The 22,803-nt window shown below is 36.8% G+C and carries 17 protein-coding genes; 10 read left to right on the top strand and 7 right to left on the bottom strand.

Annotated features, from left to right (window positions below; genetic code table 11):
- From H4J75_RS18405 to trxC, 10 genes are all read left to right on the top strand, one after another.
- A partial coding sequence (locus tag H4J75_RS18405; RefSeq protein ID WP_182222903.1) for a tandem-95 repeat protein occupies nucleotides 1-2,682 on the top strand: 2,682 nt, incomplete at its 5' end.
- 110 nt (nucleotides 2,683-2,792) lie between these two features.
- On the top strand, nucleotides 2,793-4,967 hold the full coding sequence (locus H4J75_RS18410; RefSeq protein ID WP_182218377.1) for a type I secretion system permease/ATPase: 2,175 nt from the start codon (nucleotides 2,793-2,795) through the stop codon (nucleotides 4,965-4,967).
- Entirely contained in the window at nucleotides 4,964-6,337 is a 1,374-nt protein-coding gene (locus H4J75_RS18415; RefSeq protein ID WP_182222904.1) for an HlyD family type I secretion periplasmic adaptor subunit, read from the top strand. The genes H4J75_RS18410 and H4J75_RS18415 overlap by 4 nt, the downstream gene beginning before the upstream one ends.
- Nucleotides 6,338-6,394: 57 nt before the next feature.
- Complete coding sequence (locus tag H4J75_RS18420) at nucleotides 6,395-7,789, top strand: TolC family outer membrane protein (protein ID WP_182222905.1); 1,395 nt, start codon at nucleotides 6,395-6,397, stop codon at nucleotides 7,787-7,789.
- Nucleotides 7,782-8,420: an OmpA family protein gene (locus H4J75_RS18425; protein ID WP_182222906.1), complete on the top strand. Its 639-nt coding sequence runs from the start codon at nucleotides 7,782-7,784 to the stop codon at nucleotides 8,418-8,420. Before H4J75_RS18420 ends, H4J75_RS18425 begins: the two co-directional genes overlap by 8 nt.
- A 63-nt stretch (nucleotides 8,421-8,483) precedes the next feature.
- Nucleotides 8,484-9,143, top strand: a complete 660-nt coding sequence (locus H4J75_RS18430; RefSeq protein ID WP_259366455.1) for a transglutaminase-like cysteine peptidase — start codon at nucleotides 8,484-8,486, stop codon at nucleotides 9,141-9,143.
- A 4-nt stretch (nucleotides 9,144-9,147) separates the two neighbouring features.
- Nucleotides 9,148-11,079 carry an EAL domain-containing protein gene (locus H4J75_RS18435; RefSeq protein ID WP_182222907.1) on the top strand — a complete coding sequence of 644 codons (1,932 nt, stop codon included), beginning with the start codon at nucleotides 9,148-9,150 and terminating at the stop codon, nucleotides 11,077-11,079.
- Between the two features lie 436 nt (nucleotides 11,080-11,515).
- On the top strand, nucleotides 11,516-12,379 hold the full coding sequence (locus H4J75_RS18440; RefSeq protein ID WP_182222908.1) for a VacJ family lipoprotein: 864 nt from the start codon (nucleotides 11,516-11,518) through the stop codon (nucleotides 12,377-12,379).
- Between the two features lie 40 nt (nucleotides 12,380-12,419).
- The gene (locus tag H4J75_RS18445; protein ID WP_182222909.1) at nucleotides 12,420-14,816 is read left to right on the top strand and encodes an RND family transporter; all 2,397 of its coding nucleotides are present in this window, start codon (nucleotides 12,420-12,422) and stop codon (nucleotides 14,814-14,816) included.
- Nucleotides 14,817-15,094: 278 nt separating this feature from the next.
- Nucleotides 15,095-15,550, top strand: coding sequence for a thioredoxin TrxC (gene trxC, locus H4J75_RS18450; protein ID WP_182222910.1), 456 nt, complete (start codon nucleotides 15,095-15,097; stop codon nucleotides 15,548-15,550).
- Between the two features lie 97 nt (nucleotides 15,551-15,647).
- Here trxC and H4J75_RS18455 read toward each other — a convergent pair whose 3' ends face one another.
- From H4J75_RS18455 to H4J75_RS18485, 7 genes are all read right to left on the bottom strand, one after another.
- On the bottom strand, nucleotides 15,648-17,762 hold the full coding sequence (locus tag H4J75_RS18455) for a S9 family peptidase (RefSeq protein ID WP_182222911.1): 2,115 nt from the start codon (nucleotides 17,760-17,762) through the stop codon (nucleotides 15,648-15,650).
- Nucleotides 17,763-17,880: 118 nt separating this feature from the next.
- Nucleotides 17,881-19,029: an ATP-grasp domain-containing protein gene (locus H4J75_RS18460; protein WP_182218483.1), complete on the bottom strand. Its 1,149-nt coding sequence runs from the start codon at nucleotides 19,027-19,029 to the stop codon at nucleotides 17,881-17,883.
- 255 nt (nucleotides 19,030-19,284) lie between these two features.
- On the bottom strand, nucleotides 19,285-19,533 hold the full coding sequence (locus H4J75_RS18465; protein WP_182173540.1) for a DUF3297 family protein: 249 nt from the start codon (nucleotides 19,531-19,533) through the stop codon (nucleotides 19,285-19,287).
- A 218-nt stretch (nucleotides 19,534-19,751) separates the two neighbouring features.
- Complete coding sequence (locus tag H4J75_RS18470; protein ID WP_182222912.1) at nucleotides 19,752-20,192, bottom strand: hypothetical protein; 441 nt, start codon at nucleotides 20,190-20,192, stop codon at nucleotides 19,752-19,754.
- A gap of 290 nt (nucleotides 20,193-20,482) precedes the next feature.
- On the bottom strand, nucleotides 20,483-21,433 hold the full coding sequence (locus H4J75_RS18475) for a sensor histidine kinase (RefSeq protein ID WP_182222913.1): 951 nt from the start codon (nucleotides 21,431-21,433) through the stop codon (nucleotides 20,483-20,485).
- A gap of 1 nt (nucleotide 21,434) precedes the next feature.
- Nucleotides 21,435-21,980: a heme NO-binding domain-containing protein gene (locus H4J75_RS18480; RefSeq protein ID WP_182222914.1), complete on the bottom strand. Its 546-nt coding sequence runs from the start codon at nucleotides 21,978-21,980 to the stop codon at nucleotides 21,435-21,437.
- Between the two features lie 15 nt (nucleotides 21,981-21,995).
- Nucleotides 21,996-22,721 (bottom strand): HD domain-containing phosphohydrolase, encoded by a 726-nt coding sequence (locus tag H4J75_RS18485; protein ID WP_182222915.1) that lies wholly within the window; start codon nucleotides 22,719-22,721, stop codon nucleotides 21,996-21,998.
- Nucleotides 22,722-22,803: the final 82 nt, after the last annotated feature.

The raw sequence follows: 22,803 nt of genomic DNA on the forward strand, positions 1-22,803 counted from the left end.
GATAATGCAGAAACAGCAGATGGACCGTTAACAGTAACGAGTTTTACTGTTGGTGGGAATACGTATAATTCAGGTGATACCGTTATTCTCACTGAAGGTGAGTTAACTTTAAATACCGATGGTAGCTATACTTTTACTCCGAATGATAACTTCAATGGTGCTGTTCCTGTTATTACATATACAGTTACCGATGGTGCTGGTGATACACAGAGTTCTACCCTAACAATTTCAGTAACTCCAGTGTCAGATTTAAGTGATGATAGTGAAACGGTTACGATAGCTGAAGATACAATTGCCACGGGCAATGTGTTAGATAATGCTGAAACAGCAGACGGTCCAATGACCGTCACCAGCTTTACTGTTGGTGGGAATACGTACAATGCAGGTGACACGGTTACTCTTGCGGAAGGTGAACTCACTTTAAATGCAGACGGTAGTTACACTTTTACACCCAATGACAATTTCAACGGTGCTGTACCCGTTATTACTTATACCGTTACAGATGGTGCTGGTGATACCGAAAGTTCTACGCTAACAATTTCAGTAACTCCAGTTTCAGATTTAAGTGATGATAGTGAAACCGTTTCTGTCGCAGAAGATACAACCGCCACAGGCAATGTGTTAGATAATGCTGAAACAGCCGATGGTCCACTCACGGTAACGAGCTTTACGGTTGGTGGGAATACATACAATGCAGGTGATACGGTTACCCTTACTGAAGGTGAACTCATCTTAAATGCAGACGGTAGCTATACCTTCACACCAAATGACAATTTCAATGGTGCTGTGCCTGTGATCAGCTACACCGTTACTGATGGTGCTGGTGATACAGAAATTTCTACTTTAACAATTTCAGTAACACCTTTATCAGATCTTACTGATGACAATGAATCTGTTACAACAGCTGAAGACACAACAGCAACAGGCAATGTGTTAGATAATGCAGAAACAGCAGATGGACCATTAACTGTCACCAGCTTTATGGTTAACGGTAATACGTATAATGCAGGTGATACCGTTATTCTTACGGAAGGTGAGCTCACCTTAAATGCAGACGGTAGCTACACTTTTACACCCAATGACAATTTCAACGGTACCGTGCCAGTGATCAGCTACACCGTTACTGATGGTGCTGGTGATACCGATGTGTCGACCTTAACGATTGCGGTCACGCCGGTGAACGATCCACCAGTTGCGGCTGATGATAATTTTAGTGTTAACGAAGGCGAAATCGTCAGTGGCAATGTGATCAGCCATGATGACGGCGATGGCGTGATGGATAACGATGGTGGCGATGGTGCTAGTCTGAGCTTGACTCAAGTCAATGGCGTTGATTTAGTCTTTGATCCATTAACGGGTGAAGCCCGTGTAGGTATCAAAGATGGTTTTATCTTAATCAAGGCTGATGGCAGTTTCACTTTCACCCACAATGGTAACGATCTAGTAGGTGCACCACCAAGCTTTAATTATACTTTAAGTGATGGTACGGATGTTGATACCGGTACTGTGACAATCGCAGTAACACCAGTAAACGATCCACCCGTTGCAGAAGATGATAGCTTTAATATAGATGAAGGGGAAAGCGTTTCAGGCAATATTATACTTCATCACGATGGTGATGGTGTTATCGATACTGATGGTGGTGACGGTTCAACATTAGTGATAACTCATATTAATGGCGTCGAACTAAGCTTTGGAACAGATGGCTTTGCTACTATTAATGTCGAAGGGGGTATTTTAAGTATTAATGCTAGTGGTGACTTTACTTATCAAAATAGTGAAGGCTATGTTTTAGACGCTACTCCACCAAGTTTTGAATACACTTTAACTGATGGTATTGATAGCGATACAGCCAATGTAATTATTACTGTTAATGACTCTGCTCCAGTTGCTGTCGATGACAATAATTACATTATATACCGCGAAAAGGATGGGAAATCAAGGATCGAAGGTATCCGAGGAAATGTCATAAGTAAAGGTAGTTCTGGAGATAATCAGGATACCTCAGTTGATGGAACCGTAACCTTAATTCAATTTGAATTTGAAGGCCAAGTATACATTTTTGATACTAACAATACTTCTTACATTATAGATACGGGATTTGGTATTTTTACTATGTATGATACAGGGAAGTATAACTTCATTTTAGCTTCAGGGACTGATGTTAATACTATTCCTACATCGATTGAATTCGTTTACACCATCCAAGATGGTGATACCGCCAATCCTGAAACAGATAATGCGACTCTAACCATTTATTTTGAAAGTGCAAATGCTAACAACGCCAACGATACTAATGATGAGAGCTCTGCTTTATCTAATGGCGAACTTATCGACTTGTCTTTTAGTGAATCTGCTACCAGCCAAAGTCTAGGCAATCAAGGTTCAAATCTTGCAACTGATTATGATTTAAGTGATCTTTTGGTGCAAAGCCAGAGTGAAACTTTTATGTTTGATGAATTTTCGCAAAGTGACTTAAATACAGATCAAGAAAGTGAAGTTACAGTTATCTATGCAGACGAAAACTTGACCTTAGAAAATATTGATCAGGTCGACGCGCTTTCAAATACTGAAACAATAATCACCAATAATTTCTTAAATAAAGGTGTAACATTGAACAGTGATGCGTCATCAGAAATTGTGCCATTGCCCATTGAACTCGACACTTCAGACCAGATATGATTAAGTCGAGTAAATTAAGTAGCAAAACATAACAAGTACAATGAGCTAATGATGAGATGTACTTTCCAACATCATTAGCTTATTGGCTTTTTTAAGGGATAACATACTAGGTGCAATCAACAGTGCAACAGTCAACTCAATGGACAATTAACGCTTCACAAAAGTTAAGTTCAGACCCTCTGTTAGACAGTTTAGTGCTTATAACAGAGCATTATGGTAACCCGTGTTCTCCTGAAGCGCTCGCGGCTGGTTTACCACTTACTGGTGCTAATCTTACACCAGAGCTATTACCTCAAGCAGCATCTCGCGCAGGGTTGAGTGCAAAATTAGTGCGTAAAGGCTTAAATGAATTACCCTCAATGTTGTTACCTTGTATTTTGATGCTAAAAGATAAAAAAGCCTTAGTATTACAAGAACTCGATATTGAAAAAAATATAGCAACAGTTTCTTTACCTGAAACTGGCGGTGAAGAACAGTTAACTATTGAGGAATTAGAATCGAGTTTTGTTGGCTATTTATTTTTAATAAAGCAGCAATATCGCGGTGATAGAAATTTCGATGTTCATCTTAATAGTTCAAAAGAACATTGGTTATGGCAGAAAATTAAGAATACTTCATCGATATATCGAGATGTAATTATTGCGTCAGTAATGATCAATGTTTTTGCTCTGGTATCACCACTTTTTGTGATGAATATTTATGACAAAGTCATACCTAATCTCGCTTTTGAATCGCTTTGGGTACTCGCCATTGGTGCCGGTGTCGCTTATATTTTTGATTTTATTTTAAAACAACTTCGTGGTTATCTAATTGATGTTGCAGGCAAGAAAATTGATATTGAAGTTTCTTCAAAATTATTTGCTAAAGTGATTGGTATACCGCTTGAAAAACGCTCCCCAAGTGTCGGTGGAATGGCAAAGCAGCTGAGTGAATTTGACAGTGTTAGAGAGTTTTTGTCTTCTGCGACAATAAGTGCCTTAGTTGACTTACCTTTTGCTGTGCTTTTTATGTTTTGTATTTGGCTTGTTGCAGGAGACTTAGTGATGTTTCCAATTATTGCCTCAATACTTATCATTGGCTACACATTATTAAATCAATCTAAACTGCGTAAAGCGATAGAAGAAAGTAATAAGTTTTCGGGTTTACGCCATGGACATCTGATTGAGTGTTTAAGCGCTTTAGAATCTATTAAAGCTAATGGCGCAGAAGGTGTTGTGCAAAGAGCTTGGCAGCAAATGGTTGGTCATACCTCGACCTGGTTACTTAAATCTAAAATGATCACTAATTCGGTCTTAAATTTTGCGAGTTTTATTGTACAAATATCAGTAGTCGCCGTTGTAGTGTTAGGTGTCTATCGGGTATCAGAAAACTTAATCTCGATGGGGGGAATTATAGCGGCTGTTATGTTAACCGGTCGTGCTATATCTCCTATTGCTAAGCTTGCTGGCCTAATGACGCGCTCTAATCAAACCTTAAGTGCTTTGAAACAACTTGATACTTTAATGGAGCAAGAAGGCGAATTTGAAGACAAAGCTCATTTGGTTAGTCGAACAAAACTCAGCGGCAATATAAATGCTGAAAATATCAGTTTTAAGTACCCTAATGCAGAAAGTGACTCTTTGCAGCCAATGTCAGTAAAAATTAATCAAGGAGAAAGAATCGCCATTGTTGGCCATAATGGTTCGGGTAAAACAACGCTAGCTAAATTACTATTAGGTCTTTATCAGCCAAGCAAGGGTAGCATTCAATTTGATGGTTTAAATCACCGGCAAATTCACCCTAGTGACTTACGAAAAAACATTGGCTATTTACCACAAGATATTGTCTTATTTCATGGTACCATCCGCGACAATATCCTCTTTGGTACTCGTCAAGTTACTGAGTATCAACTTATTAGAGCGGTTCAATTATCTGGTGTCAGTGCTTTTACCGATCATAATAGTCAAGGCCTTGACCAACAAGTGGGGGAAAGTGGTAGTGCATTATCACGTGGCCAGAGACAGTCAATTGTTTTAGCCAGAGCGATATTAAATTCACCTCAAATATTACTGTTAGATGAGCCAACCGCTAGTCTTGATGCTCGTGCTGAAAAGAAGTTTATTGAAGCAATCAATGCAACGGCAAAAGATCGCACTATGTTATTAATTACCCATAAAATGGATTTATTAAAATTGGTTGACCGCATTCTTGTTTTAGATAAAGGTAAATTGATTATTGACGGTCCAAAAGATAAAGTATTAGCGCAACTCAAAGGCGAAAATTTAAATCAAGAGGCGAACTTATGAAGGTTAGCCAACAAGACCTAGAAATGGCTGACGATGTATATGGTGCAATGCTAACGGAAGTGCCAAGTTTACATCGGTTAACTATATGGGCAATGGCCGCATTACTTTTTTGTTTTCTTATTTGGTCATATTTTTCTGAACTTCAACAAGTTACTTCAGGAATGGGCAAGGTAATACCATCAACTCAAGTACAAATTATACAAAGTTTAGATGGTGGTGTATTACAAAAACTCTTTGTTCAAGAAGGTATGCAAGTAATTAAAGGGCAACCGATTGCAAGTATTGATGATACTCGCTTTAGATCTGACTTTGCAGAACAAAAACAGGAGGTGAGTAGCCTAAGAGCGAATGTCATTCGCCTTAGAGCCGAGCTTTCAAGTATATTGATTGGTGTTAGCGAAAGTTGGCAACGACAAATAGAAATAAATATAAAAGTACCCGTTTACCCAGACGATTTACAACAAAACGCTAAGTTTATGGTTGAAAGACAACAAGAAGAGTATTCTGGAAGAATAGACAATTTAATCAATCAATTAGCAATTCAAGCCCAGCAGATACAACAAAGGGAACAAGAAGTTGCTGAATTAGTTTCGAAAATTAATACCTTAAAAATAAGTTATGAGATAGCCAGTAAAGAACTCGACTTAACACGACCGCTTGCAGAAAAAAACATTGTTTCAAAAATCGAACTCTATAAGTTAGAACGTAGCGTGAATGAGCTTAAAGGTGAATTAAGTGCGGTTCGTTTGTTAGCACCAAAATTAAAGTCTGCCATACAAGAGTCAATTTTAAATCGTCGAGAAACAGCACTTGCTTATAGAACAGAAGCGAGATCAGAGCTTAATGAATTAGAGAATAAACTATCTCGAATTAATGAATCACAGGTTGGTGCTCAAGATAAAGTAACGAAAGCATTAATTTTATCGCCGGTTATTGGTACTATTAAAACCATACACATTAATACCTTAGGTGGAGTAGTTAAGCCGGGTGAAACCATAGCTGAAATTGTGCCCACCGAAGATAAATTGATGGTTGAAGCAAAAATTAAGCCCAGAGATATTGCGTTTATTTATCCTGGATTGCCAGCTGTTGTTAAGATCACTGCCTATGACTTTACAAGATATGGCGGGTTAACGGGTAAAGTAGAGCACATAAGTGCCGATACAACACAGGATGAAGAGGGAAACAGTTTTTATCTTATTAGAGTACGTACAGATGCTTCAAGCATTAAGAATAAAAATGGCAAAGAAATGCCAATTATTCCAGGTATGCTAACAGATGTTGATGTTATTACGGGTAAACGAACAATTTTAGAATATATTTTAAACCCCATATTACGGGCGAATGAGGCTGCACTAAGGGAACGGTAAGGCTTGTCTACTAGCAATTAATAATAATAAGAATATGGAGTATTTATAAATAACATTATGTTTAAATTAAATAAAGTAACTATGGTTTGGTGTTTAGGCTTATCGGGATTATATTCCGCTAATAGCTATGCCCAAAGTTTAGAGGCAGCCGTTGCAAACGCACTTGATACACATCCTGATATTCGTCAGACATTTGCACGATTTAAATCTAAAGAAGAAGATGTTAATCGTGCCTCAGCAGGCTATTTTCCAACTATTGATTTAACTGCTGGTTATGGTTATGAATATACAGATACTCCCGGAAATAGACGAAATGCTACCATCGGCGATGACGGTGAAACTGAATTAGCCCGTGGTGAATTTGGTGTTAGTATTAAACAAATTCTTTTTGATGGCATGTACACGAGTAATGAAATAGATAGAACTAAATTCGAAGCGAGCGCTGAGCAATGGACATTAATTGCCAATGCAGAAGATCTTGCTTTACAAGTGGCTAAAGCCTATTTAAATTTTATAAAAACAGATGAGCTTGTTAAATTATCAGCAATAAACATTGCCTCACACCAAGTCATTTATGATCAAATAAAAGAACGTACTGATTCAGGACTGGGTAATATTGCCGACTTGTCTCAAGTTACAGGGCGGCTAGCCCGCGCGCAAGCTAACATGATTTCGGCGCGTAATAATAACCTTGACGCTAGGTCACAATTTATTCGTTTAACGAATACACAACCGAGTAACCTTGTGCTACCAGTACCTGATGCTGATATGTTACCTAAAAATAAAGCAACGGGGTTAACTCTAGCAATAAAACGTCATCCGGTAATTAAAGCTGCTCAGCAAGATATTAATGCGGCTCGTTCATTTAAAAGCTCAATAAACGCTAGGTATTACCCAACCTTATCTTTAGAGCTCGGTGTAAATTCTGACAATGATATTGGTGGTGAAAGTGGTATTAATCGATTTGGCGCTGACGTAGGTGGTCATCGAAATGATGCAACAGCAATGCTGCGCTTACGCTACAACTTTTACTCGGGTGGAAAAGACATTGCTACCGAACGAAGTGCAGCCTATAAAATTTCAGAAGCGCAGGAAATTAATTATAACGCTCACCGTCAAGTTACTGAAAGTTTTGGTCTTTCGTGGAATGCTTTTGAAATGTTAGCTTTACAAAAAACATATCTAAAGCAACATGTTATTACATCTAAAGATACACAGGCAGCCTACAAACAGCAGTTCGATATTGGGCAGCGAAATCTTCTCGATCTGCTTGATACCGAAAATGAATTGTTTCAAGCTCGTAAGGATTACCTTGATGCAGACTTTAATGAATTAAGCGCTCAGTATCGTTTGTTAAATGCAACAGGCCTGCTACTTGATTCATTGAGAGTAACAAGATCATCAAAATGGAAAGGTGAACACGAATACGAACAAGGAGCTTACAATGAATAAGTTATCAATTAAGCCAATAGAAGTTACGGCAAAATATTTAGTGGTCGCTTTTGCAGTATTATTTATTAGTGCTTGTGCTGATACTCCTGTAGTTACATTAGAAGACTCGGTACAGCAGCTTTATGATTTAACTGATTATGACAGTGATGGTGTAGTAAAAGCGCGTGAAAAATGTGATGGGACTTCTATTGGTGCTGCGATTGACAATTATGGTTGTGGTACTCAAACGTCTAAAATAATGCCTTTTAAAATTGATGTTAAATTTGTTAACAATTCTTATCAACTGTCAGACCAAGCAAATGAAGACATTAGTAAGTTAGCAGAACTTCTTAAAATGAATCCGCAAATCAATGTAGTGATTGAAGGGCATAGCAGTAAAGTTGGCGTGGCAAAATTAAATCAAGTGCTGTCAAATAATCGCGCTAAAGCGGTTGCTTTGGTACTAATCAATGATTTTAAAATTAATGAAGAGCGTATCTCTTCAATTGGTTATGGCTTTGAACGCTTAGAAAACTTAGCAGATACTGAACAAGCGCATGCTGAAAATCGTCGTATAATGGCCGAGATATCTCATATAGAAAAAATTGATGATCTCAAATGGACCATTTATACAGTGAACCAAGCTAATTAATTATTAATGAGTAGCATTAGAAGAAGTTCTTTTTTTAAATGGATGGTCATCAAGCCCATCCAAATGCTTCTCATCACCACAATATGTTTAGCGGCTATATTTGCTCAATCTACACAGCCCCTTAATGAAAAAGAAATTGTCTCATCATTAGAAAAAAGTTATGGAGAAAGAGCAGGTAAAAGAGGCAAAGCCTGGTTTAAATTAATGCAACCAAAAGTTCAACATTCACCCTTAGAAACATTACAAGAAGTTAATCAATTCTTTAATATGTTTAGGTTTATTGATGATAGTAAACTTTGGGGGGTGAGCAATTATTGGGCGACACCTATCGAATTTATCGGTGTTAATGGTGGCGATTGCGAAGACTATTCAATTGCTAAATATTTTACCTTATTAGAAATGGGTATTGCGGATGAAAAAATGAGGATCACTATGGTAAAAGCCGTCAATCTTAATCAATACCATATGGTACTCGCTTACTACGAAACGCCTAGTGCCGTACCATTAATTTTAGATAATCTAGACGGTGTTATAAAACCCGCAAATCAGCGCAACGATCTGATCCCTATATATAGTTTTAATGCCAGTCAATTATGGTTGAACAAAGCAAAGGGGCAAGGAATTCTTAGTGGAAAATCATCAAAGCTTAAACTTTGGCGAGACTTAAGACAGCGTATAACTACTTCAAAACTTAAACAACCCAAAATTAAAATGGAGTTTTAAGACCATGACCCTATTTAGAGAAATAAACTCATTACTGTTCGCACTTTTTTTACTAGTTATGACCAGTTTAGTTTATTTTCAATTTACACAAACCCGCGACTTTATGAATCAGCAGATGGATTCTGATTTAAACAACACTATAACTTCGTTAGGTTTAATGTTGAGGCCTCATATTGAAACTGGAGATGTAGCCACAGCAGAAACCTTGGTTAATGTCATTTTTGAAGGCGGCTTCTATCGCAAGGTGACGCTTAAATGGCTGGTTGATGGCAAAGAGCAAATTTGGGAAAATCCAATTGTTATTGAAGGGGTTCCACAATGGTTTATAAATCTAGATTTATTTGCCATACAAAAAAAAGAAAGTTTAATTACCTCAGGTTGGTTGCAACTAGCAACAATTGAAATTGAAGGTCACCCCGCGTTAGGTTATCAAGAGTTATGGCGGGTGATGAATGACACTTTGATGATTTTATCTTTGCTTTTTATTCTTTCTATTATTGTTTTAAGGTTCAAATTGAATCGAATTTTAAAACCATTACATAATGTAGCTATACACGCGAAAAACATTTCACAACGTAAGTTTGGTCAAGACCTTGAGTTACCGAAAACTATAGAGTTACAAGATGTCGTTGGCGCGATTAATTCGATGTCAGGACAGTTAAAACAAATATTTTCGACCTTGGATGAAGAGGTTAATGAATTAAAAGAAGATAAATTTATCGATCAGGTTTCTCAATTGCCTAATCGACAATATTTGTCTGCACAAATCAATAATTGGTTAAATGAGCCTGGATTTGGCGGACTTATTTTAGCTAAGTTTGATTGGCTTGAAGATGTTCATAGTAAGTATGGCTATCAAGGCCGAGATGAAATTATTAAGGTTGTGTCAAAACGAATGCAAGCCGAGTTGCCAGAAATCAGCGAATGTATTATTGCACGAATTGCCAACACCGAATTTGCATTTTTGATCACTAAAGCAGAAAAAAGCGTCATAAAAGTCTACTTGCAGTCATTAATTAGGATCATTAATCAAGAGATAGCAAAAGCAGGTTGCACACCTAATACTCGTTTTGCCTTAGGTGTTAGTCAACGCATTGATAACATGAATTCGGCTGACTTGTTATCTCAATCTGATAATGCACTACAACAAGCACAACGCGAGCATAAAATAAGTCATTGGATAGATGCGGATCAACCACAAAAATATAGCCGTGAACAATGGCGCAGTAAATTGGTTGATTCTATTAATAACAACCATTTTAGTTTTCAATGGCAGCCAATTTTAGCTATGACGACTCAACAAGTTATTCAGCGCGAAATATATTGTCGTTTATACATAGACAAACAAATTGTCACCGCATCTGAGTTTATGCCATTTATAGAGTTGTTATCGTTAGGTGCTCAGCTAGACAGATGTTTATTGCAGTCAATCGAACAGCAGAATATTTTGGCCCTTGCAGATGAGGGCATCGCGATTAATTTAACGCATGATAGTTTAAAAGATCCACAATTTATTCATTGGTTAGCGCAATACCTTAAGCAATCCGCCTATGCCGAACGTATTTCTTTTGAAATACCCGAATCAGCAGCCATAACCTCGTTTGAGCAATGTTATCAGCTAGCAGAAATTGTAAGAGCAGCGGGTGCTAAAATAGGTATTGACCAGTGTGGTCGTCAAATTGGCTCTTTAGAATATTTACAAAAACTCTTACCTAATTATATAAAATTAGACTTATCTTTCGGTTATTATGAGAAGTTAAATCACAATAAAGAACTTTGCCGTGCGCTAGTCAATGTGGCGAAAGGACTGAATATCTCGGTTATTATTACCGGAATTGAAGACCAAGCGCAATTAGCAGATTTTAATTCATTAAAAGCAGAGGGTTATCAAGGCTATATTTCTCCAGTTGAAGACGTTGATATTAATCTCAGTTAAATTTATGGGTATTAAAGTTTTAATGGCTTAATAATTTAGCTCTCCTATCTAGATTAAGTGTTTTTTAGGCACTATTTTATGAAAGAGACAATATTCATCTTTTGTCTCTTTAAGGAATGCTATAAGTGGAGAAAATTTTTATCAAATATTTACCCATATATAGCAACGCCAGTAAAATATGAAAACGTTACGCTTCTTAATTTAATCCATTACAAAAGAACAATTAATAACAAAAGGATTAGTCAATTGTTAGCGCAAGCAAACAACATTATTGCTTTTTTGTACAGAACCTTGGACTAAGGTACAAAAAAGCAAGTGATTAGTGATGTGTTAAATAAACGATTTATCTTAAAATAAACAACCACAAGTCATTAGAGGTATGTCATATTTAACACTATGAGTTATCCATAGTTTGTTCAAATTCCAGGGATTTAGAATGACAAGTATCAATAATACTAAAAAATTTAATTTATCGAGGTTTATTAAAAACCTAGCACAAAGTACTTTATTCTTATTATTTTTGACACAGGTAGTAGGGTGCTCATCTTTAAACGATGAGGCCGTTGTTGAAAAAGCTATAATAAGTGAATCCTCCTTAAAAGGCCCCTATGAAATAGCGGCTGAAGAAAATATCCCAAGCGTAATCAGCTATGAAGAGCCAGAAGATTCATTAAGATTTATCAATGAGCCCATTTTTAAATTTAATGATAAAGTATATCGCTACGTACTTAGCCCCTTCGCAGTAGGTTATCAAAAAGTTGTTCCTTTGCCTGTTGATCAAAGTATTCGAAACTTTTTTTACAATTTACGTGAACCGCTTTACGCGTTAAATCATTTATTTCAAGGAGAGCTTTCTAAATCGGGTAACAGTCTTGCTCGAGTGTTGGTAAATAGTACCATAGGTTTGTTTGGTTTATTTGACCCAGCCAACAGCATGATGGAACTGGAACGTGATAAAACAACTTTCGGAGAAACTCTTGCTTCTTATGGCGTCGGACATGGTGTTTATCTTGTTTTACCTTTACTTGGGCCTTCAGTCTTACGTGATACGGCATCATTATCGTTCAACTACCTAGCACATCCTCTTAATTTTATTAATGATAAGAGGGCAGCTCAACAATTATTATTGGTTGATGGTATTCAAGCACAAACGCCTATTTTAGCTAAGTATCCACAGGTATTAACTGATGTTGAAAACCCTTATGAGTTTACACGTAATTTATATATGCAAAGTATCCAACGTGATGGTCAAGCACGTCGTAATGAAGTTTTTAAAACCGAAAAGCAAAAGCAACAATAACGCCTTTTGTTAGTACTTCTAACCCAAAAGTGGAATAAATATGTTTAAAGCGAGTGCAACCTTTTGGGCTTATACCAGCTGTATTATTTTTTGCATACTCACGGCTACATTAGCCTGGCAAGCGAAAAACTTTGAGATTGATGCCTCTGCAGATACTTTGTTAGTCGATAACAATAAACATTACATTTTAACCCAGCTAGCCAATCAACGTTATGGCTCTGAAGAATTTATACTGATTGCATTTAAACCAAGTAACAGCCAGTTATTTTCGACAATTAATCTTGATATCTTATCTGAACTTGGCAGAAAAATAGAGAAAGTATCTCGTGTTAAACAGGTCAATAGTATTGTTAATGTGCCTATTTTTTCTTCTGCTAAAACAGTCTCTGCGGATGTTGAAGAGTTAACTTGGGAAAATAGAAAGTTTGATGAGCAAACGTTCTCGCTAAGTTTAAAAAAACACCCTTTGTATGAGGGCTTGCTTATTAACAAAGATCAAACGGCATTTTCGTTGCAAGTGGTTTTTAAGACAAATAAAAAAGTTGAACAGGTAAATGACAATATTATTGACATTAAACGTCACTTATTAACCCGAGAACTCACCGATAAAGAACAATATGCACTTGAAGCGTTAAAGCAACAACAGCAGAAACTTAATAAGCAACTCGAGCAAACTCGTATTGATGAAATTGAAAATATTCGCGCGCTTCTATTGCCCTATAAAAAAGACGGGGCCTTTTATTTAGGCGGTAATAATTTATTGTCATATGAGTTAATTCAAATTATCCAGAATGATTTAGTTCTTTTTGGTGCTTTAATTATTCTGGTGGTTATTGTGTTGTTGTGGTTTTTGTTTAGACAAGTAAGTTGGGTAGTTTTACCCATAGTTTGCTGTGCAACAAGTGTTGTTATGACGATAGGTTTACTCGCGGCACTGGATTTTAAAGTTACTGTTATTTCAGCGAATGTATTTGCCCTGCAAATTATTTTGTCTTTAGCGATGATAATTCACCTTATTGTACATTACCAAGAGTTGGTGTTAAAACACATCGACTGGGATCATCAAACACTTGTACTGGCAACCATTAAACAAAAAATAAAACCCTGCTTTTATGCAGGTTTAACGACCTCTATTGGTTTTGGTTCGCTTATATTTAGTGGTGTTCAGCCGGTTATAAGTTTCGGTTGGATGATGGTTGTTGCTATGCTGGTCAGCTTCATTGTTAGCTTGGCTTTTTTCCCCGCATTACTCTTAGTCATTTTTAATAAACAAGGTTTTGTTAAGCAGCATCATCAGATTGAAAGGGGAATGAAAGGCGCAGCAACTTTTGTTATAAATCAGCCAAAAAAGATTATTATTATATCTACTTTGATCACCCTTGTTGGTGCCTTGGGTTGCCTAAAGTTAACGGCAGAGAATAGTTTTTTAAATTACTTTAGTGAATCAACCAATGTTCGAAAAGAGCTGACCTTTATCGATCAAGAGTTTGGTGGCTCGACGCCATTTGACCTGTTATTGAATATTCCAGATAAGCAAATAAAATCAGGATTAGTTATCTCAGCCAGTGCAGTGCAGACGGTAACAGATATTCAAAATATGTTAGCAAAAGAGCAAGCCATTGGTGCGATAACCTCAATTGCCGACTTCACTAAAATTGCTCAAGTGGTCTATGGTAAACCGCTGACAGAATATGAACTTACCGCACTCTACAAAAGTTTAGATACTGAGTTACAGCAGAAACTTTTTGGCGCTTACTTTTCAGAAAAAAATAACCAAATACGAATTTCTATGCGGGTTCAAGACAGCACTAAAGACCTAAATAGAGCCGATTTGTTGGCACATATTCATAAAGAATTATCTGCAATGGGCATTAAAGAGCAGCAGTATACATTAACTGGTTTGTTCATCCTTTATCAAGATGTACTGTCACGCTTGCTCGATTCGCAAGTGCTGACGATACTCATTGTTTATGGTGCGATGGCGATAACACTGATGATTATATTTTCATCGTTCAAAGTTGCCTGGATTGCTTTAGTGCCTAATTTTATTACTACCGTAGTGATTATGGGCGTCTTAGGGATATTTTCGATTCCGCTAGATTTAATGACTATTACTATAGCCGCCGTAGCTATGGGAATTTCAATGGACGATACTATTCATTATATTCACCGCTATATAGAAGAAATGGAACTTGGCCAAGCTAATAGCGATGATTGGATTAAGCGGACAAATTTATCAATTGGCTATGCATTAATATATACGACTACCGTTATTGTTATCGGTTTTGGCACCTTAATATTTTCTAATTTTGTGCCAAGCATATTATTTGGTTTACTGACCAGTGTGGCGATGATAGTTGCTCTGGTTACCGACATCACAACATTACCGGTATTATTGAAAAAATATTTAACTAAAAATAACCTTAAACAAAGCTAATCTTTTAAAGATATTAATCGAGCTAATGAATCAGTTAAAAAAATTAAATATCAAAGCACACGTTAAGTGCTGATCGGCTAATGCGAAAACTGATAAGGGTAAAGTTTAATTGTGGCGGTTTTTATTCTTTATAAATAGATATATATTTCAATAAGTAACTAGTTATATGGGGTTGCAATTAACGGTCTTAATTTAGATGCTTGAATTAAAGCCCGTACAGACCCATATTTACTTTTTATATTAAACGAATTTTAAAATACTTTTTAGTGAGATTTACTATGACTGATTCACCTATTCAAATAGTTTGCGCAAGTTGCGGTACGAAAAATCGTCTAGCTAAGGCTAAGCTCAATGACCAGCCTCTATGCGGTAAGTGTGGTAAAGCTGTGCTTTCTATTAACCCTGTTGTTGGTAGCGATAAAAACTTCAACCGTTATATTACCGACAACGGTTTACCTGTTATTGTCGACTTTTGGGCACCGTGGTGCGGGCCTTGTAAACAATTTGCACCCACTTTTGAACAGGTTGCTGCTGATATGTTTACACAAGCTTGTTTTGTGAAGTTAGACACTGAAAGCAATCAAAATACCGCAGGAGGGCATAATATCCGTTCTATTCCTACTTTAATGATATTTCATCACGGCAGAGAAATTGCTCGAATGTCCGGCGCCTTACCCAAAGCACAGTTCAAACAATGGCTAACTGAAAATCTACCGATGACAAACACATTATAAGTGTCGTAAAGAACATTCTTTATAGGTGCTGTGGTTACTCACAAGGGACAAAGATTATCCTTGTGAGTAACAAGTTAAACGATTTTATCAGTTAACGTTATTCGTTTAATAGCGAGATAAAAAAGCTCATTTCTAAAGCTTTTTCTTTTAAACTTTTAAATCGTCCTGATGCACCGCCATGGCCAGCGTCCATATCTGTCTTAAATAACAACAAATTATCATCTGTTTTAAGCTCTCTCATTTTAGCTACCCACTTCATTGGTTCAAAGTACTGAACCTGTGAGTCATGTAATCCGGTGGTCACCAGTATATTTGGGTAGTGTTGAGCAGTGATATTATCCATTGGTGAATAAGATAAAATATCTTGGTAGGCTTGTGCTTCGTTTGGATCACCCCATTCGTCATATTCATTGGTGGTTAGCGGTATGCTTTCATCGAGCATCGTTGTTAACACATCTAAAAAGGGCACATGAGCGCCAATGCCTAAATATAGTTCCGGTGCTTGATTGACCACAGCGCCCATTAATAAGCCGCCAGCGCTACCGCCAGAAGCAAATATTTTATCTTTAGCGCCATATCCTTGGGCAACTAATGCCTTAGTTACATCAATAAAGTCATTAAAGGTATTTTGTTTAAGCGCTTTTTTACCGGTTTCATACCACTGCCTGCCTAACATTTCTGAGCCACGAACATGGGCAATAACATAAACAAATCCTCTATCAAGTAAACTTAACGTTTGACTCGAAAAATCAGGATCTATGGTTAAGCCATAAGCACCGTAACCGTATTGAAGAAGTGGGTTGGTACCATCTTTTTTAAAACTATTGCGACGATAAACAATTGACACTGGTACTGCTGCACCATCACGAGCGTTAATAAATAGACGTTCTGCTTGATAATCGTCTTGGTTAAAGTTACCTAAGACTTGTTGCTGTTTCAGTAACTTTCGCTCACCTGTTGCTAAGTCAAATTCAAATAAAGAATCGGGTGTTGTTAAGCTAGAATAATATAATCTTGCGATGGTACTGTTTGGCTCCGGATTTTCGTCAAGACAAGCAAAATAACAGGGGTCATCAAAAGATAGTGGATAGTGATGACCGGCATTTTCTCCCTGAGTTGTGTGCACGATAAAACGAATTTGACCATTTTCTCTTTCGGTTATTACAATGAAACGGTGAAATAATTCAATGCCTTCAACCAGTACATTTTCTCTGTGGGGAATAATTTCTTGCCAGTTATTGATATCATCAATTTGTGCAGCCGTGGCTTTCATTAACCTGAAGTTTTTAGCTTGATAGTTAGTCACAATATAAAAAAATTCACCCATTTTATCGGCGTGATATTCATGTTGTTCTTGATAAGGTAATAATTCGGTAAACTGCCCATTGGGCTCATCGGCACTGAGTACTAAATAATGTGTAGATTCAGTGGCATGTAAACAAATATAAAGCTGAGAGTCATCTCTGCTCTTATCTAAGCTGATATAAAAACGGTGGTCGTCTTCTTGATAAACAAGCACATCATCAGCTTGTGGTGTTCCTAATGTATGGCGATATACTTGTGTGCCAAGCAAAGTTTCTAAATCTTTCTTTACATAGAAAAGGGTTTTATTGTCGTTCGACCAAACAACTTGTCCTTCAGTTTCAACAAGAATATCGGCTAAATAAGCATCTGGCCCATCAGATGTCTTAGTTAAATCTTTAAAATGAATGGTATAGATACGACGACTGTCGGTATCTTCAGATATTGACATGATTTGGTCATTTTGACTTATTGATAAGTCCCCTAAATCATAAAACTCATGATCTTGTGCGCGCTCATTAACATCTAATAAGAGTGTTTTATTTTCACCGGCAAAACTTGTTGCTCGGTAATAGTTGGAAAACTCTTGCTCGCCATTAATTTCGCTGTGATACCAATATTTTCCATCTTTTGCTGGAACAGTATTATCGTCCTTGACAATCCTGTCTTTAAGTTCATTAAAAAGTAGTGCTTGTAAAGGTTTTTGCTTGGCCAACATGGCATCAGCATAATTATTTTCATCATTAAGGTGTGCTAAAACTTTTTCATCACTGCGCAGGTCATCACGCATCCAATAATAATTATCGATGCGTTGGTGATTGTGTTTTTCCATCGTATGAGGAATTTTTGTAGCTATTGGTGCTATAATTTTTTTGTCTGACGCCGCTGATATAAATGATGATGTTGGCACTAAGTGCTCCTAGTTAAATAATAAATGAAATGATAATAATTTAAGAAAAAGCGCGATATAAGTCTATCGAGTTTTTTTAGATTAAGTGAACGCTTGTAAAGAGACTATGCAGAGCTCGCTATGTTTTTATCTTAATGATCAGGTTATCTTCGATAAACTTTAATTGCTCAAGTAATATCTCTTGTGAATCACCTGACATAAATACATGACCAACCTCGCTGCTGGTACTGTCGTGTGCGTAAACTTCATCTCCAGCTGCAATATTAAGTTTAAATTGGTCTATTTCTTTGAGTGCTTTGCATTGCTCGATACCGGAAATCTCATCAATAGTTCCTGGACCAGGATGGATCATGAGTACGCAAGCAAATTTATTAGCTTTGACAGGTAACGGGGTTGGAGTCGCTCCAGTTTCTAACTCTACATAGGTTTTCCATGGGTTGAAACCATAGGAATATTGAATGAGTTCCATATAGTATCCACCTGGTGGGCGAACGGCCATTTCGCCAAATACTGGCCCCGCTTTAGTCAGATAGAATTCAGCATGAGTCATACCATTTTTAACGCCAAATCCTTTGATGACTTGATCATTTATCGCGATGATTTTTTCTTGCAATGCGAGGGTTAAATTTGCCGGTAATATTGATTTTTTCCATTGGTGAAGATAGTCGGTTATATTATGAAAAATAGGCACGCCATTATGGATCAACGTTTCTACGCTAACTTCACTTCCTTCAACAAAAGCTTCAGCCAGTAGGCCGGGCTTTGAATGCAATGCTACTTCCGCTAAGCTTTTTAGCACCATGACACCTCTTGCACCCGATTCGGCTACAGGTTTAACAACAAGTGGCAGGCCTAACTTATCAACTAATTCTTGTGGCGTATCGTTGTCATTGATGAGATGGAATTTTGTAATAGGAATGTTGTGCTCTAAAGCTTTGAGCTTCATCTCGTTTTTATTATGTAAGATACGGGTAATGTTAAGTGGCGTGCCTGTCAGTTTGAATTCTTGACGAACCATAGCAGCAATATCGACACTTGATTCAGTGGCTGCGATAACATATTCAATATTAAATTCACGAATTGCTGCTATTTCAGCTTTTAAAAGCATTTTTTCTGCGCTTTCAAATGATGTTTCAATACAGCCCGACAATTTTTCTTTTCGACTTTCGTGAAGGGGACCATCACTCCAGAGAAAAACGTTATGGCCCAGCTTTAATGCGGCTCGATAACATCGACCTCTTCTACCCACGATTAATACATTCGCCACTCAATACCTCTGATAATTTCTAAATCACATATTTATCTGCTGAGTCTAGTGAATATATATAAATTAATATATAAGAATATTTAGATAATTTAGCGCAGTAGAAGAGGGGGGATGAAAATTTCAAACAGTCTAAAATTTGGATCGTCGTTGTATTGTTAAGTAGGGTCAGGCAGCGAGGTAGATACCACTTTGCTGACCCATATTTAATATGCCTTGGAGAAGGCATATTAGCTTATTATTTTTTATTGATAAGGCTTAACGGTAAAACGCTTCAACTGTGCCTTTAGCCGTCATTAAAAGTGGCTGACCACGACGGTCTAACGCTTTGTTCATGGTGACTTTTACCCAACCTTCGCTGATGCAATACTCTTCAACATCGAAACGTTCTTTGCCATTAAGTCGAATACCTATCTCGTGTTGAAAAATTTCTTCTACATGATGTGGGCTGCGGGGATTACCTGATAGGCGATCGGGTAAAGCGGGTAGCGATGTAGTATCGTTCATGTTTGTGACCTATGATAAAAAAATTGCGCTATTGTAGGCAATATATAGATAGCGCTCAAGCGCTGTTGTGATAAATTTTTAGCCTTTGTTTAAAAGTCTAAATAAACCTCAAGTTTATAACGCCGGTAAGGGGGATAATCTTCGATACTTAAAGCCGTTATCGAGTAGAAAAACTAAAAGCTATCCAAGTCAATCTACTCATCGTTGCAATACTGTTATTAGAAGCGCCAATCCTTGATGATTGGATTCCTACTCCCATCGACAAACCATAATGCTGCAACTAAACCCTCGGTATCATTAGTGACGGTAATTACAGTTTCAAAAACCGTTTCATTCAATGATGTTCTTAGTAAGCAGCTATCATAATTAATATTATAGCTCCCATCGCTATTTTCTTGATAATCACTACAGAGTGATAAATAGGCAGCTTGATCATCATCATCAGATCTGATTATTTTTAAATTAAATAAACGCTCACTTTTTAATGAAAATCCATCGGGTACTGATATATCACCGTTGGTTTGTGCACTACTTTCTAACACGGCTCTTGCCTCTAGGGGACTAGTTTCTGCTAAGATAAACTCAGTTACCACAGGTTGGGTTACAATCGGGTCATAAGGGAACACAGGAATTTCTTCATTAGGTATAGCATTGGTCATTGGCACCTTTACTACAAGTGGATTAATCAACTTACCTACCTATAAAAAGTGCTCAACTAAGTAACCTCCAATAACCACTCCATTATTGATAAACCCCTCTTCTAAAGGTTTAACAGCGTGTAATAAAGTATTATAAAGATATAGATGGTGAGTTTTTTGGGATTTGTTGCAAAATGCGAACTGACGTTGACAAATATTGTAAGTAAAAAACTATGCTAGCACTAGCTATTAAAACCATATAAAACAAATCTTTATAGCTATCACTTGATTTACGTAAAAAGTGTCGCGTGTTAGTTAATCGCTGGATTTGCAAGCGGTAGGCGTATTTTAAAGCATGTACCAACACCTACTTTACTCGTGACTGTAATTTTACCGTGATGCTTTTCAATGATGCCATGTGATATCGGCAAACCTAAACCAGTACCTTCACCAACAGGTTTGCTGGTATAAAAAGGGTCAAATATTTTTAAGATGTTTTCTTTACTTATTCCTCTACCATTATCTTGCACGGAAATAATGACGCTATCTTGCTCTTGCGTTGTTGTAATGGTCAATATCCCATTGGGTGAGCAAGCATGTGAAGCATTCATAAATAAGTTAATAAAGACCTGATTTAAATCATATGGTTGCCCCATAACGTCACCACAATCAGAAAGCTCAAGATTAATGGCCATAGAATATTTTATTTCATTAGCGGATACTTTAATACATTCTTTAATGCAATCATTAATACTAAAAGCGGTAAAGGCTTCATCTCCTTTATAAGAGATTTTCTTTAAATTGTTAACTATCTTTTTAACGCGCTCTACTCCTTCAATGGTATCGGCTAACAGAGAAGGGATGTCAGTTATTAAGTAGTCAGCATCAATCTCTTTACGCATACTTTGATATTGTTGCAACATTGAGTCAACGTTATCTTTGAGAGGTAAATTATCTTGTATAATTTTGTCGAGTTTAAAGATTTCAGTAATATTTTCAGATAAATAAAAGAGATTACTGTATGAATAAGCAATAGGATTATTAATTTCATGCGCAATACCAGCCGTAAGTTGTCCCAGTGAAGACATCTTTTCTGACTGGACAAGTTGTGCTTGAGTTGTTTTTAATTCTGCAACAACCCCTTCAAGATTTAAAACATTATCGTATAATTGTCGTGTTTTATCTTCAAGTAGCTTTTCTGCCAACTGTCGTGCCTTTTTTTCGCGGATATAGGCTGTTTTATACGCGTCTTCTTCAGTCATGTTAATCCTTGAAAGATATTACTAATTTACATTTTTCGGCTCCATCATGCATGCATTCTGGGTGTTCAATTATTATAGCTTGTTCAAAGCGTTGAGCAGCACCCGAAATTAACCCTTCAGAAAGATGGCACAACTTACGCTTAGATTGATAAAACATAATTAAATCGCCATTAGGTTTTTCATCGTATTTAAAACTTGGTAAGTAAGAATCTGGATAAACACGTTTAACTTCCTTGTGAATAACGCCGTCAATACAAATGAGAAAATCTTTTAAATTATCTATATGTGATAAGTTAGCAGGGCTACTATTAAATAAATGAATAAATAAATATTCACCAAAGGTGCGAACTAACGTGGGTGGATCAATTTGGGTTAATGTCGATAGTTCAGCAACAAAAGCCATTATTTCTGAGTCTTCATACTGCATACCGTTAGTATAAATACCTTCAGAATTTGGTTTTACTTTATCTAACAACTCATTCCATACCGACATGCCCATTTTTTCAATGACCATTTCGGAAAATGTGGTGTATATAGAACCTTGCATGGTAATTTCCTTAAATTATGATAATGGTTCAATAACAATCTTAAATTGGTGTTTTTGATTAATCTCGTATTCAATTAACTTATTAATTGTGTGTTTGGTAAATTCATGACCTTCAGCTAAAATAAGCAAGTTATTTGCAGAAAACAAGCCATATTTTAATACCATGCCGGGTAAAAGTAGTCGTGTTGTTAAGCATTGTTCAGAAATATTATCAATAACTAATTCGGGGTTGGCCATTAATATATCTAAAACTTCTTTGGCATATTTCATACCTTTCGATTTATTTAACGCGACCAGTACTTGCTTATGATCTAGCCTTTTAACGTCAATCTTACCGCAAGAAAACCGCCAATAATCTCTTGCAACACTTATTATTTTGCAGGCAAGTAATGTTTTACTATTAACTTCATTTTTTAGTTCTGCTAGCGAATGAAATTGATAGGTTAGTATTGTTTTTACACCATTTAAACGCTGCGCTGGCGAGAGAATTTGTTGAGCAATATCTCCCTGCGTCAAAAAAATCTTCTTTTGTTCGAAATTGAGTAAATTAAAGGGGGTACAAACAATGGTTGAATCAAACCCTAACAATCCAATTTCGTTGAGAAAACCTGATAAGCGAATATCATGCAATGCTTCTTTATCTAGATAGAGCTTTTCTCCTAATCGGCCGGCTAATTGTGCTACATTTTTCGCAAAATCAGCATTAAGCTCAGGACTGATCGCAATGAAGTTAAATAACATTTTCTCACAGGCTTTATTATCTTGTTCATTTCTTGTTAATGACGTTCTAATTTGTTTGGTACGTAAATTTACTTTTTCCTCT

This window comes from Colwellia sp. BRX10-1 (assembly GCF_014077545.1).
GTDB lineage: Bacteria > Pseudomonadota > Gammaproteobacteria > Enterobacterales > Alteromonadaceae > Colwellia_A.